Consider the following 12,724-nt stretch of genomic DNA (forward strand, 5'->3'; position numbering starts at 1 on the left):
AGGGGAGCCGGAGGCGGCAGGCTCCGGGGCGAGCAGGGCAACGATCCGTCGCACCGGCCGCAGGAGCAGCGGGGCGACGGATCGTTCGGGCGGATCAGCCGATCGCGGCGGCGATCTCCTCGCCCGCGGACTCCATGGTCGGGTGCGGGTCCGCACCGCCGACGATGTTGGCCTGGGCGATGCCCAGCGGCTCCCAGATCGCGGACATCGCCGGGATGGCGGGCATCGGATCGGCGGTTTCGGCGGCCTCGGCGAAGATCATCAGGTGCTCGTCCGAGGTCGCGATCTCCTCACGGAGCTGGAGGTTCACCGGGGGCAGCGGGTTGGCCTCGTACATGGCCTGGGCGACGTCGGGGGAGGTGGCGACATCGGTCATGAACTGCTGGGCGAAGCCGGCGTTGGCCGCATTCGAGGCCACATAGAAGGAGTTCACGCCGGCGAACGGCGCCGCCGGCTCCATGCCCTCGAAGCCGGGGACCGGGGAGACGGTGAAGTCGATGCCCGAGTCGCGCACGTCGGCCAGGGCCCACGGGCCGGAGATCAGGTACGCGGCCTTGCCCTCGGCGAACAGGGAGATCGAGTTGTCGCCGGTGATGGAGTTCTTCAGCACGCCCTGCTCCCCGAGCTCGGAGATCTTGTCCGCCGCAGCGAGCGAGCCCTCCTTGCCGACACCCAGGTCGGAGGGGTCGAGGTTGCCCTCGGAGTCCTTGCCGAACAGGTAGCCGCCGGCCGAGGTGTAGATCGGCTGCATGTGGTACGGGTCCCCGGACTCGCCGATCGGGAGCGAGAGGATGTTCTCGGCTCCGCCGGCCTCGCCGGCGGAGATGAGCTCCTCGAGGGTGCCGGGCTCCGCGACGTCGGTGAGCTCGTTGTTGGCGAACAGCGCGAGGGTCTCCACCGCGTAGGGCACTCCGTAGGTCTGGCTGTCGTAGGTGATGGCGTCGATGCCGACCGGGGCGATGGTGTCCGCCACGTCGGAGGGCAGCTGCACGGGCGAGATCGCGCCGTTCTGCACCAGGTTGCCGATCCAGTCATGAGCGCCCATGGTGACGTCCGGACCGTTGCCGGCCTGGTTCGCGGTGATGAAGTTGGCCTGCAGCTCGTCACCGGGGACGACCTCGACGACGACCTCGATGCCGTTCTCCTCGCCCCAGGTCTTCGCGGAGGGCTCCAGCGCGGGAGCCTTCTCCTCGTCGGCCCAGATGACCAGGCGCCCGGCCGAGGCGCCGCCGCCCGCACCGCCGCCGTCGGAGGGATCGCTGCCGGTGCCACCACCGGTGTCCGAGTTCGAGCCGCCGCAGGCGGCGAGCAGCGTGGTCCCGGCGGCGAGGCCACCGAGGGCGAGGAAGCTCTTTCGACGAATCTGCACGTCTTCTCCTTTGAATCGTGGAGCGGCCGCCTCCCGTGGCGGTGCTCGATGGCGCAACACTAGAACACGGAGCCTCTTCCGTGCAAGAATACGCAAGAACTTGCAGATATCGATTCGGCCACGGGCGACGACGCACGAGGTCTGGAAGGATGAGGCCATGGCTCGACTCATCGACATCGCCCACGCCGCCGGGGTCAGCGAGGCGACGGTCTCCCGCGTGCTCAACGGGAAGGTCGGCGTCAACGAGGCGACCCGCGTGTCCGTGCTGGACGTCGCGCGGCGGCTGGGGAGGGATGTGGGGCCGGAGGCGGTCGGCTCGGGCCCGCTGGTCGGCGTGCTGGTGCCGGACCTGGACAACCAGGTCTTCGCCGCCTGGGCCGAGCGCATCGAGGCCGAGCTCTTCGAGCGCGGCGCCGCCACCCTGGTGGCGATGCGGGCCCGCACGGTGGAGCGCGAGAGAGAGATCTTGCACCGGTTCTTGCATTGCGGGGTCGAGGCGATCATCGTCGTCTCCGGCCACCACGCCCAGCATCGCGGCCCCGTCGAGCACTACCGCGAGGTCATCGCCGGGGGCACCCCGCTGGTGCTCGTCAACGGCGTGCGGGACGACCTCGATGCGGCCTTCCTCTCCACGGATGACGAGCATGCGATGCGACTGACCCTCACCCACCTCCAGGACCTCGGCCATCGTCGGATCGGTCTCGCGGTGGGCGATGAGCACACCTGGCCGGTGCGCGAGAAGCTCGCGGTGTTCGACGAGGTCGCCGCCACCCATCCCGCCGGGGCCTGGCCCACCGCCTTCACCGACTTCTCCTACGCGGGCGGGTACGAGGCCGCCCGCGACCTGGTCTCCCGTGAGGTGACCGCCATCGTGTGCGGCTCGGACGTGATGGCCGCGGGCGCGCTGGAAGCCATCCGCGCCCTGGGTCTGCGCGTGCCCGAGGACGTGTCCGTGGTCGGTTACGACGACGTGTTCTGGGCGGCGGTGACGAACCCGCCGCTGACCACGGTGCGGCAGGCCGTGCCCTCGTTGGCCCGCGCCGCCGTGCGCACCGCGCTCAGCGGCGGTCAGGACTCCCGTCGGCCGCCGCGCACGGAGGTCGTGGTGCGCCCGCAGCTGATCGTGCGAGGCTCGACCGCGGCCGCCCCGGGGACCTCGGCCCCGGGCCCGGCTGCCCTGGACGCCGCGGACGGATGAGGGCCGCCGGGCCCGTTAGCATGGACGGGTGAGCGAACCGATCATCTCCCGCAGCAGCTACGACACCGCCAAGACCCGCAGCGACGAGCTCTGGGCGAGGATCGCCTCCGACCCCTCGGGCCTGCGGATGCTGACCGGCGACCGTCCCACCGGGGCGCTGCACATCGGGCACTACTTCGGCTCGCTGGCCAACCGGGTCCGGCTCCAGGACGCCGGCATCGAGACCTGGGTGCTGGTGGCCGACTACCAGGTGATCACCGACCGCGACGTGATCGGTGACATCCACGGGTCGGTGCGCGAGCTGCTGACCGATCACCTCGCCATCGGGCTGGACCCCGAGCGCTCCACCTTCTTCGCCCATTCGGCGGTGCCGGCACTGAACCAGCTGATGCTGCCGTTCCTCTCGCTGGTCACCCAGCCCGAGCTGGAGCGCAATCCCACGGTGAAGGCGGAGCTCGCCGCCGCGGGGAAGTCCGCCATGGGCGGGCTGCTGCTGACCTACCCCGTCCATCAGGCGGCGGACATCCTGTTCTGCGGCGGCAATGTGGTGCCCGTGGGCCGGGACCAGCTGCCCCACATCGAGCAGACCCGCGTCATCGCGCGCCGCTTCAACGAGCGCTACGCGGGTGGCGAGCAGGTCTTCACCGAGCCGGACGCGCTGCTGTCCGAGGCACCGACCATCCTCGGGCTGGACGGTGACCACAAGATGAGCAAGTCCCGGGGCAACACCGTGATGCTGCGGATGGACGAGGCGGAGACCGCCAAGAAGATCAAGAAGGCCAAGACCGACTCCGAGCGGGTGATCACCTACGACCCGGACGGCCGCCCGGAGGTCGCGAACCTGCTGACCATCGCCGCGCAGTGCACCGGCCGCTCTCCCGAGCAGATCGCCGAGGAGATCGGCGACAAGGGCTCCGGCACGCTGAAGGTGATGACCGCCGAGGTGCTCAACGAGCATCTGGCGCCGATCCGGGCACGTCGCCGGGAGCTCGAGCAGGACCCCGGCTACCTGTTCTCCGTGCTCCGGGCGGGCAACGAGCGGGCCAACGAGGTCGCCGAGGCCACCCTCGCGCGGGTGCGCGAAGTGATGGGGATGGTCTACTGAGCCACCGCGCGAGGTCCGACGCCGATTGACCGTTCCGACCTCGTCTGACCGTTCCGTCGCCGTCTGACCGTTCCGACGTCGTCTGACCGTTCCGACGTCGCCTGACGGCGGGGAGCGACGGGCGGCGAGGAGCGACCGGCGCCGGAGAGCTCAGAGGCGGCTCGAGCTGCCGGCCTCCGAGAACCCGTCGGCGGCGGGGGAGTCGCCGGCGGTGCGCGAGGCCCCGGTGCCCGCGGACCGGCGGTGGCTCTCCAGCGCCGACGCGGACCGTGAGGTCCAGCTCGAGTACCACAGCAGCGGACTGAGGGTCCAGAACACGTCCCCGACCTGCGACGCATCGCGCTCCAGCGCGTGCCGACGGCCGCGCACCGAGCGGTATCCGCGCTCCTGGACGTCTCCCGCGGATCGCCGCAGCACCTCGCGTTCCTCCTCGTCCGCCGCGAGGCGGTCGATGCGTCCCTCCTGGAGGCGGGCGACGGCGGCCGAGAGCTCCCGGGTCAGGGTGTCGAGGCGTTCGAGGGCGGAGTCGGGGTCGATCCGCTCCGCCTCCAGATCGGCCGTCAGGGTGTCGAGCTCGACGGCGATGTCCCCGCCCAGCTCCCGCACGTCGGCCGAGGCGGCCGCCTCCTGCTCGGACCGGTCGGACTCCTCGGGCAGGGCGCTGCCCAGAGCGCTGAGCGAATCGCGCAGCGGCCGCAGCTCGCGCTCCCAGGCCGTGCGCCAGACCCCCTCCCGGCGCAGCAGGTCGCTGGTGGCGAGCAGATCGTCGTCGGCCTCGTCGAGGTGGCGCACGGCGGTCCCGAAGCTGCGTGCCAGCGATCGCTCCGATCCGGTCAGACCCCAGGTCCAGCTCCGCTCCCGGGGCGCCGGGAGGCGCTCGTGCAGCTGCTCGGCCGCCTCCAGGCGTCGTCGGAAGTCCTCCTGGGCGGCCAGGGCCGCCCGAGCGTAGGGGGAGGACGACGGCAGGGTCCGGGCCGCCTCCTCGGTGCGGGCGCGCCCCTGCTGCACCTCGCGGTAGCGGGGCAGCGCCGCCTCCACCCGGCGACGAGCGGTGCGCCGGCCGACCAGGGCGGCGGCTGCCAGGATCACCAGGGCGACGACGACGATCGCGGCGGCCGCTCCGAGGGCCGGGTGCTGCCACCACGAGCGGTCCAGCAGTCCGCCGTACTTCTGCGTGCCGGCCTCGAGGGCGTCAGCCCATCGTCCGTCCTCCGCATCCGGCTCCATCGCGTCCCGGACCGCCTCGGTGCCGCTCTCGTCGAGCGCCACCTCGCCACCGGCGAAGGTGCCGAAGAGCTCGTGCGCGGGGTCCAGGGCGAGGATCACGGTGCCCTCGGCGACCTGCTCGCCGTCCTCGGACAGCAGCTCCGGGTCGGCGTCGCGCGCATGGGTCACCACGGCATCGTTCAGGGCGGTGGCCTCGGCGGGGTCCGAGCCGTACTCGGTGACGTCGAGCACCACGACCGCCAGATCCACCTCCGTGCGGAAGTCCGTCTCCTTCAGGCGGGCCTGCAGCAGCTCGGGGTCCACCTCGCCGGTGGTGTCGGTGACGCTCACCGAGTGCGGTGGGGCGGCCTGGGCCGGCTGGGGCGCCAGGAGCAGCGACATCACCAGCGCCAGGGTCAGGACGAGCATCACGCCGGCCCGCCGGAGGAATCGGCGGGGCGGCAGCGGGCTGGTCACGGTCGGGGACGACATACCCCGAGACTAGGGCGGAGGTGGCCCGATGCCCGGGCGACCTTCGTCGAGAAGTCCTCGGCGTGTCGTCGGATCGACCCGCGATCCGCCCGGTGCTCTCCGCCTGGACGCCCGAGCGACCGGGGCGGTTATGATGATTCCAAGCGCACCTTTGGGTCACGTCCCGAGTGGCCCGTTCATCGAGGAGGAAGCATGCCTGTCTACGAGAACGTCTCCGAACTGGTCGGACGAACCCCGCTGGTCAAGCTCAACCACCTGGGCGATGACGTCCGGGCCACCGTGCTCGCGAAGCTCGAGTTCTACAACCCCGCCAACTCCGTCAAGGACCGCATCGGCGTGTCCATGATCGACGCCGCGGAGAAGTCCGGCCAGCTGCAGCCGGGAGGCACGATCGTCGAGGCCACGAGCGGCAACACCGGCATCGCCCTGGCCATGATCGGCAGCTCGCGCGGGTACAAGGTCGTCCTGGCGATGCCGTCGTCGATGTCGAAGGAGCGTCGCATGCTGCTGCGCGCCTTCGGTGCCGAGCTGGTCCTGACCGAGCCCTCCGGGGGCATGAAGGGCGCGGTCGAGAAGGCCGAGGAGATCGCCGCCGAGACCGGCGCGGTCCAGGTCAAGCAGTTCGACAACCCCGCCAACGCCGAGATCCACCGCCGCACGACCGCCGAGGAGATCTGGAGCGACACCGAGGGCGACGTCGACGCCGTGGTCTCCGGCATCGGCACCGGCGGCACGATCACCGGTGTCGGCCAGGTGCTCAAGGAGCGCAAGCCCGCGGTGAAGATCATCGCCGTCGAGCCCGAGGAATCCGCGATCCTCAGCGGCGGTGCCGCCGGACCGCACAAGATCCAGGGCCTGGGCGCGAACTTCGTGCCGACCGTGCTGGACACCGAGATCTACGACGAGGTCGTCGACATCGACGCCGAGACATCGATGGAGCGCGCCCGGACCGTGGCACGCACCGAGGGCCTGCTGGTGGGCATCTCCTCGGGTGCCGCGATCGAGGCCGCTGCCCGCGTCGGCGCCCGGGAAGAATACGCCGGCAAGACCATCGTGGTGGTGCTGCCGGACTTCGGCGAGCGCTACCTCTCGACCCCGCTGTTCGCCGAGTACGCGGACTGAGTGCGACCATGGTCGGCTCTCTGACCGGCGGCCTCGCCGACCGGGTGCTGGGTACCGTCGCGACGCTCCGGGAGGACGTCGCGGCGGCGCGGCGGCGCGACCCCGCCGCCACGGACGATCTCGCGCTGCTGCTGACGTCCCCGGGACTGCATGCGATCTGGACCCACCGCCTCGCCCACCGGCTCTGGTCGCGCGGGGCGAGGCTCCCGGCCCTGGTCATCGCGCAGGGGGCCCGCTCGATCACGGGGGTCGAGATCCATCCCGGCGCCACCATCGGGCGGCGCTTCTTCATCGACCACGGGATGGGTGTGGTGATCGGCGAGACCTCCGAGGTCGGTGACGACGTCATGCTCTACCACGGCGTCACCCTCGGGGGCCGCTCCATGGAGCGCGCCAAGCGCCACCCCACGGTCGGGGACGGCTCGACCATCGGGGCGGGGGCGCGCGTGATCGGCCCCGTCGTCATCGGGCACGGGGCCCAGATCGGTGCCAACGCGGTGGTCGTGGGGGACGTCCCGGCGCTGGCCACCGCCGTCGGCGTGCCGGCGAAGGTGCGCACCGAGGCCGCGCATCCCGAGGAGCAGATGGACCCCGCGATCTGGATCTGAGGGCGGGGCCGCGAGCGCGGACCCCGCTCGCACGCGCCAGGAGCAGGAACGACGCGAAAGTCTCAGAAGGGATCGAGGAACGAGGTCCCGCCCACGCGGTGCAGACCGCGCTCCCAGTCCGGGAGCACCTCGTGGGCGTCCTCGGCGATCACGTGGTCGAAGACCGCCCGCATCGAGGGGTCGGGCGGCGGAGCGGTGTCCACCAGCACGGTCGTGGCCCCGTGGGCCTTGGCCACCGGGGCCAGCTGCGCCGCGGGGAACACCGTCCCGCTGGTGCCCACGGCGACGAACAGGTCCGCCCGCCGGGCCAGGCGCATGCCGAGCTCGAGGGCATCCGGCGGCAGCATCTCGTCGAACAGCACCACGGCCGGCCGGGTCGGAGCACCGCAGACGGGGCAGGTCGCGGGCACCCCATGATCCTCCGGGCGGGACCCCGAGCCGGGTCGCAGCCGGCCCCGCCAGGGGCATTCCGGGTCCAGACAGCGCGCGTGCAGGGCGCTGCCGTGCAGCTCGGCGACGACCTCGCTGCCCGCCGCCTGGTGCAGCCCGTCGATGTTCTGCGTGATCACCGGGGCACCCAGGCGCGCGATCGCACGGTGGCCCGGCGTGGGTCCGTGCTCCGTCGCGATCCGCGCCATCCGGCCCCAGACGCTCCACAGCTGGGGCAGCGTGTCCGGCAGCAGCTCGGCATGCATCGCCTGCTCGGTCTCCGGTTCCAGGGCCCACAGCCCGTCGGGGCCGCGGAAGGTCCCCAGCCCCGTGCGGGCGCTGATCCCCGACCCCGTGAGGAAGACGATCTCCTCGTGCTGCGGGCCCGGGACGAAGCGCCCCGGCGTCGTCACCACTCCTCGTGCTCGCGCGAATCCCAGGCCGCGTCCTCGCCGAGATCGAGCGTGGCCAGCAGCTCCCGATCGGCATCGTCCAGGCGCACGTGCTCCAGGGTCGCGTTGTCGCGCTGGCGCCGCGGGTCCGAGGACTTCGGGATCACCACGATGCCCTGGTCGACGGCCCAGCGCAGCGAGATCTGCGAGGTGGTGGCCCCGTGCTTCTCGGCGAGCTTGCGCAGGGCGAACTGGGCATCCAGGCCGTCGCGGCCGGCGAGCGGGCCCCACGCCTCGGTGAGGATCCCGTGCTCGCGGTGGAAGGAGACCGCCTCACCGCGCTGCAGGGCAGGGGAGAGCTGGATCTGGTTCACCTCGGGCCACACGCCCGTCGCGTCGACCAGCTCTGTCAGCTGCTCGGGGCGGAAGTTGGAGACCCCGATGTGCAGGGCCTTCCCCTCCTCCTTCAGGTCGATCAGGGTCCGCCAGGTCTCCAGGGCGAGTCCGCGCGAGGGGTTGGGCCAATGGATCAGCACCAGGGCGGCGCGGGGGAGCCCGAGGCGGCGCAGCGACTCGAGGAATCCGGTGCGGGTGGCCTCGCGGCCCTGGTCGCCTCCGGCGATCTTGGTGGTCACGAGCACGTCATCGGGGTCGACGCCGCTGACCCGCACGGCCTCGCCGACGGCGGCCTCGTTGCCGTACTGCGCCGCCGTGTCCAGCAGGCGGTAGCCCGATCCCAGCGCCGCGGCGATCCCGTCGACCGCGCCGCGGCCCTTCATGCTGGAGGTCCCGAAGCCGATCAGCGGGAACGAGGTGCCGTCGGCCAGGGTGGTGGTGGGGATCGACAGCGTGGGGGTCGACAGCGGGGTGTTCGACGGGGTGGTCATGGAAGCCTCCTGCAGGGGACGGGAGCGGACACCACCAGCGTAGTCATCCCCGCCGGGCAGGGGCGGGAACGTCTGTTACCGTGCGGACACCCGACGTCTCGATGAGGAGATTTCCCATGCCCGTTGCGCCCATCGCGCCCTCCGGAGTGCCTGACGAGATCTCCCCGCTGCGCCGGGTGATCGTCCACCGCCCCGGCCCCGAGCTCGAACGCCTCACCCCGGACTCCCGCGAGGAGTTCCTCTTCGACGAGGTGCTCTGGAGGGGTCGCGCCGAGGCGCAGCACGAGGAGTTCTCCGCCCTGCTGCAGGCCGAGGGCGTCGAGGTGCTCGAGCTGACGGATCTGCTCACCGATGTCCTGGAGATCCCCGACCTGCGTGCGCGCCTGCTGGCGCGGGCGCTGGATCCGGCGGTGCTCGGGGACATCGCCGTGCAGGACCTCACCGAGGCGCTGGAGGAGATGCCCTCGGCCCGGCTGGTCGAGGTGATGATCGCGGGGATCACGGTGGCGGAGCTGCGGGGGCTGGGCGTCAGCCCGCGCTCGATCGCGCTGCAGCGGGTGCCCGAGGAGCATCTCGTGCTGGATCCGCTGCCCAACCATCTGTTCACCCGCGACCCCTCGGCCTGGATCGGTGACACGGTCTCGGTCAGCCCGATGCGCCACGGCGCCCGACGCCGCGAGAGCCTGCACCTGGAGGCGATCTACCGCCACCATCCGTCCTTCGACGGGGCCGCCGGCCCGCGGCGTCTGCTGGGTCGGGACGGGGCCGGTGCCGCGACCGTCGAGGGCGGGGACGTGATGATGCTGTCGCCGCAGGTGGTCGCCGTCGGCATCTCGGAGCGCACCAGCGCGGTCGGGGTCGAACGGCTCGCCGCGGACCTGCTCGAGCACGGCCCGGTCCAGCGGGTGATCGCGATCGCCCTGCCGCATCGACGCTCCATGATGCACCTGGACACCGTCACCACCGTCGTCGACCAGGAGTCGATGCTGCGCTACGGACCGCTGGGCATGCTGGAGACCTTCGAGATCGAGCGCCCGGGGGAGAGGCTGGTCTCGCGCGCCCGCGCGGCGGACGAGATGGACGACGTGCTCGCCCGGGGTCTCGGGGTCGAGAGCCTGCGCGTGCTCAGCGCCGGACTGGATCCGTACACCGCGGCGCGCGAGCAGTGGGACGACGGGTGCAACGTCCTCGCGATCGCCCCGGGCCGGGTGGTCGCCTACGAGCGGGCGGCGGCGACCAATGATTATCTGCGGGCCCAGGGGGTCGAGGTGCTGGAGTTCGCCGGGGACGAGCTCGGGCGCGGGCGCGGCGGGCCGCGCTGCATGAGCTGCCCCGTCTCCCGCGGCTGAGGGACCGCGCAGGAGATCCGGGGCCGACGCACGACTCCGGGGCCGATCATCCCCGCGCGAGGCTCTGCGCCGGGGAGGCCGCATGGCGGAGAGGCCCCGCGCGGTGTCGGGGACGATCCTCAGCGACGCGTGGGTGGCGGCGGATCCGCCGCCGTCTGCAGCGTCTGCGCCTGCTGCGGCAGCGGTTCGGTCAGCGAGCGCTCGAGCAGCAGCTGCTGGGTGCCGAACTCCTCCAGGCCCTTGCGGACGGTGAAGCCGAGCTTGCGCAGCAGGGTGACGCTGCGCTTGTTGCGGGTCTGGCTGATCGCGATCACGTGCTCGTCCTCCAGCTCGGTGCGCGCCCACGACAGCAGGGCGATGCACGATTCGGCGGCGAAGCCCTGCCCGGTCCACTCCGGCAGCAGCGCATAGGACAGCTCCAGCTCGCCGCGGTCGTAGTCCAGCGTGATCGAGCCGATCATGGTGTCGTCCTCGGCCAGGGCCAGAGCCCAGCGACCCCAGCTCAGCCCCAGCGGGGAGAGCTCGAGAGCCTGCCGCGAGGCGTAGTCCACCGACCCGCCGAGGTACTCGCGGGTGACGGGATCGGTCATCAGGCGGATCATCGTCGCGCGGTCCTCATCGCCCGGCGGTCGGATCACCAGCCGGGGGCTTCGAATCCGCACCGGCCAGTCGCTCGTGCCTTCCTTTGTCACGGCCCCACCGTACAAGGTCACTGCCCGTGCACCCCGGCACTTCCGCCCTGTTGCCGACCTGCTGCCACCCGGGTGCGCTCCGGTTGCCGACGGTTTCCCCACCACGGCACCCGAGCGCCTCGCACGGCGGGCCCGGACGGTATGGTGAGCCCTGCGGCACACCGACGTGCCGTGAACTGCCGGCTCACGGGAACGTGCCGCGGATGCCGAGGGGCGAGGATCCCGCCCCGTGACGAGAAGGAGCACCATGGAGCAGGCCCTGCGCAGCACGGCGCTGGAAGCGGTCCACGAGTCGCTCGGCGCGACCTTCACAGATTTCGCGGGCTGGCGGATGCCGGTGCGCTACGGCTCGGACCTCGCCGAGCACGCCGCGGTCCGCGAGCGTGCGGGGCTGTTCGACCTCAGCCACATGGGCGAGGTCCACCTGCGGGGCCCGCAGGCGGGGGAGGCCCTCGACCACGCGCTGGCCGGGAAGCTGTCCGCGATGTCCGTCGGCCGCGCGAAGTACTCGCTGCTGCTGACCGAGGACGGCGGCGTGATCGACGACGTCATCACCTACCGCCTGGCCGACGACCACTTCGTGACGGTCGCCAACGCCTCCAATGCGGCCGTCGACGCCCAGGAGCTCATCGCCCGCGCCGCCGGCTTCGACGTCGAGGTCGACGACGCCTCGGACCGCACCGCGCTGATCGCCGTCCAGGGGCCCCGCAGCGAGGAGATCCTGCTGCGGGCCCTGACCACGGGCGGGAGCGGCGTCGAGGGCATCGGCGCCGAGGACCTCACCGCGATGAAGAACTACCGCTTCGCCGCCGGGACCTACCGCGGCCAGGAGCTCCTCGTCGCCCGCACGGGATACACCGGGGAGGACGGCTTCGAGCTGTACATCCCCAGCGATCTCGCCGTCGCCCTGTGGGAGCAGGTCACCGCTGCCGGCGGCGAGGACCTCACCCCCTGCGGGCTCGCCTGCCGCGACACCCTCCGGCTCGAGGCCGGGATGCCGCTGTACGGCAACGAGCTCTCCCGCGAGCTGTACCCCGCGCAGTCGGGGATGGGACGCGTGGTCGCCCTGAAGTCCAAGGGGGACTTCGTCGGCCGAGCGGGCATCGAGGCGGCGGACCTGACCGATCGTCCCGTCCTGGTGGGCCTGGTCGCCGAGGGACGTCGCGCCGCCCGCGCCGGCTCCGAGGTGCGGGACGGGCAGGGCCGCGCGGTCGGGGCGATCACCTCCGGCGCGCTGTCCCCGACGCTCGGTCATCCCATCGCCATGGCCTTCGTGTCCTCGCACGTCGCCGACGAGGGCACCGAGCTCGTCGCCGACGTCCGCGGCAAGGACCTGCCCGTCCGGGTGGTCGCTCTGCCGTTCTACCGGCACGGCTGACCCTCCGACCTCCCTGCTCGACCCCTCGTATGATCCCCGATTCCCCTCCAGGAAGGACCATCCTCATGACCGCAGAGCTCCTCTACAGCAAGGACCACGAGTGGGTCCGCGTCGTCTCCGACGGTGTCGCCGTGATCGGCGTGACCGATTATGCCGCCGAGCAGCTCGGCGACGTGGTCTATGTCGACCTGCCCGAGTCCGGTGACGAGATCTCCGCCGGCTCCGAGATGGGCGAGATCGAGTCCACCAAGTCGGTCTCGGATCTGTTCTCCCCGATCTCCGGCACCGTCTCCGAGATCAACCAGGCGGTCGTCGACTCCCCGGAGCTGGTCAACTCCTCCCCGTTCGACGACGGATGGCTGCTCACCGTCAGCTTCGACGCGCTGCCCGAGGACCTGCTCGGCGCCGAGGACTACAAGGCCTTCACCGCATCCTGAGACCGAGCCGTCCGGAGGCGGCCGCCCCGAGGAATCCAGGAGCGGCCGCCTCCGCCACGG

Annotated in this window: 12 protein-coding genes; 7 read left to right on the top strand and 5 right to left on the bottom strand. The window is 72.0% G+C overall.

Going from position 1 to position 12,724, the window contains the following annotated elements; genetic code table 11:
* Positions 1-94 precede the first annotated feature (94 nt).
* The gene (locus JOF44_RS19600) at positions 95-1,369 is read right to left on the bottom strand and encodes a sugar ABC transporter substrate-binding protein (RefSeq protein WP_209895341.1); all 1,275 of its coding nucleotides are present in this window, start codon (positions 1,367-1,369) and stop codon (positions 95-97) included.
* Between the two features lie 157 nt (positions 1,370-1,526).
* Here JOF44_RS19600 and JOF44_RS19605 point away from each other — a divergent pair, with 157 nt between their 5' ends.
* On the top strand, positions 1,527-2,567 hold the full coding sequence (locus JOF44_RS19605; RefSeq protein WP_209895343.1) for a LacI family DNA-binding transcriptional regulator: 1,041 nt from the start codon (positions 1,527-1,529) through the stop codon (positions 2,565-2,567).
* 28 nt (positions 2,568-2,595) lie between these two features.
* On the top strand, positions 2,596-3,672 hold the full coding sequence (gene trpS, locus JOF44_RS19610) for a tryptophan--tRNA ligase (protein WP_209895345.1): 1,077 nt from the start codon (positions 2,596-2,598) through the stop codon (positions 3,670-3,672).
* 150 nt (positions 3,673-3,822) lie between these two features.
* On the opposite strand, the gene JOF44_RS19615 is transcribed toward trpS, so the two are convergent.
* Positions 3,823-5,370: a DUF5129 domain-containing protein gene (locus tag JOF44_RS19615; RefSeq protein WP_209895346.1), complete on the bottom strand. Its 1,548-nt coding sequence runs from the start codon at positions 5,368-5,370 to the stop codon at positions 3,823-3,825.
* Between the two features lie 192 nt (positions 5,371-5,562).
* Here JOF44_RS19615 and cysK point away from each other — a divergent pair, with 192 nt between their 5' ends.
* Entirely contained in the window at positions 5,563-6,492 is a 930-nt protein-coding gene (cysK, locus tag JOF44_RS19620; protein ID WP_209895348.1) for a cysteine synthase A, read from the top strand.
* 8 nt (positions 6,493-6,500) lie between these two features.
* Positions 6,501-7,100 carry a serine O-acetyltransferase EpsC gene (gene epsC, locus JOF44_RS19625; RefSeq protein ID WP_209895350.1) on the top strand — a complete coding sequence of 200 codons (600 nt, stop codon included), beginning with the start codon at positions 6,501-6,503 and terminating at the stop codon, positions 7,098-7,100.
* Positions 7,101-7,162: 62 nt separating this feature from the next.
* On the opposite strand, the gene JOF44_RS19630 is transcribed toward epsC, so the two are convergent.
* On the bottom strand, positions 7,163-7,942 hold the full coding sequence (locus JOF44_RS19630) for an SIR2 family NAD-dependent protein deacylase (RefSeq protein WP_209895352.1): 780 nt from the start codon (positions 7,940-7,942) through the stop codon (positions 7,163-7,165).
* The gene (locus JOF44_RS19635; protein WP_209895354.1) at positions 7,939-8,808 is read right to left on the bottom strand and encodes an aldo/keto reductase; all 870 of its coding nucleotides are present in this window, start codon (positions 8,806-8,808) and stop codon (positions 7,939-7,941) included. The genes JOF44_RS19630 and JOF44_RS19635 overlap by 4 nt, the downstream gene beginning before the upstream one ends.
* A gap of 116 nt (positions 8,809-8,924) precedes the next feature.
* Here JOF44_RS19635 and JOF44_RS19640 point away from each other — a divergent pair, with 116 nt between their 5' ends.
* Positions 8,925-10,157 (top strand): arginine deiminase, encoded by a 1,233-nt coding sequence (locus JOF44_RS19640; RefSeq protein WP_209895355.1) that lies wholly within the window; start codon positions 8,925-8,927, stop codon positions 10,155-10,157.
* Positions 10,158-10,276: 119 nt separating this feature from the next.
* Here JOF44_RS19640 and JOF44_RS19645 read toward each other — a convergent pair whose 3' ends face one another.
* Positions 10,277-10,870 carry a GNAT family N-acetyltransferase gene (locus JOF44_RS19645; protein ID WP_342591861.1) on the bottom strand — a complete coding sequence of 198 codons (594 nt, stop codon included), beginning with the start codon at positions 10,868-10,870 and terminating at the stop codon, positions 10,277-10,279.
* Between the two features lie 226 nt (positions 10,871-11,096).
* On the opposite strand from JOF44_RS19645, the gene gcvT reads away from it, so the two are divergent.
* Both gcvT and gcvH read left to right on the top strand, forming a co-directional pair.
* Positions 11,097-12,227, top strand: coding sequence for a glycine cleavage system aminomethyltransferase GcvT (gcvT, locus tag JOF44_RS19650; protein ID WP_209895358.1), 1,131 nt, complete (start codon positions 11,097-11,099; stop codon positions 12,225-12,227).
* 65 nt (positions 12,228-12,292) lie between these two features.
* Positions 12,293-12,664, top strand: a complete 372-nt coding sequence (gene gcvH, locus JOF44_RS19655) for a glycine cleavage system protein GcvH (RefSeq protein WP_209895359.1) — start codon at positions 12,293-12,295, stop codon at positions 12,662-12,664.
* Positions 12,665-12,724: the final 60 nt, after the last annotated feature.

It is taken from the genome of Brachybacterium fresconis (assembly GCF_017876515.1).
Lineage (GTDB): Bacteria > Actinomycetota > Actinomycetes > Actinomycetales > Dermabacteraceae > Brachybacterium > Brachybacterium fresconis.

Excerpts from the sequence above, each read along its gene's own strand:
- JOF44_RS19605 (WP_209895343.1), top strand. The coding sequence starts at position 1,527 with ATGGCTCGACTCATCGACATCGCCCACGCCGCCGGGGTCAGCGAGGCG.
- JOF44_RS19615 (WP_209895346.1), bottom strand. The coding sequence starts at position 5,370 with ATGTCGTCCCCGACCGTGACCAGCCCGCTGCCGCCCCGCCGATTCCTC.
- cysK (WP_209895348.1), top strand. The coding sequence starts at position 5,563 with ATGCCTGTCTACGAGAACGTCTCCGAACTGGTCGGACGAACCCCGCTG.
- epsC (WP_209895350.1), top strand. The coding sequence starts at position 6,501 with ATGGTCGGCTCTCTGACCGGCGGCCTCGCCGACCGGGTGCTGGGTACC.
- JOF44_RS19635 (WP_209895354.1), bottom strand. The coding sequence starts at position 8,808 with ATGACCACCCCGTCGAACACCCCGCTGTCGACCCCCACGCTGTCGATC.
- JOF44_RS19640 (WP_209895355.1), top strand. The coding sequence starts at position 8,925 with ATGCCCGTTGCGCCCATCGCGCCCTCCGGAGTGCCTGACGAGATCTCC.
- gcvT (WP_209895358.1), top strand. The coding sequence starts at position 11,097 with ATGGAGCAGGCCCTGCGCAGCACGGCGCTGGAAGCGGTCCACGAGTCG.
- gcvH (WP_209895359.1), top strand. The coding sequence starts at position 12,293 with ATGACCGCAGAGCTCCTCTACAGCAAGGACCACGAGTGGGTCCGCGTC.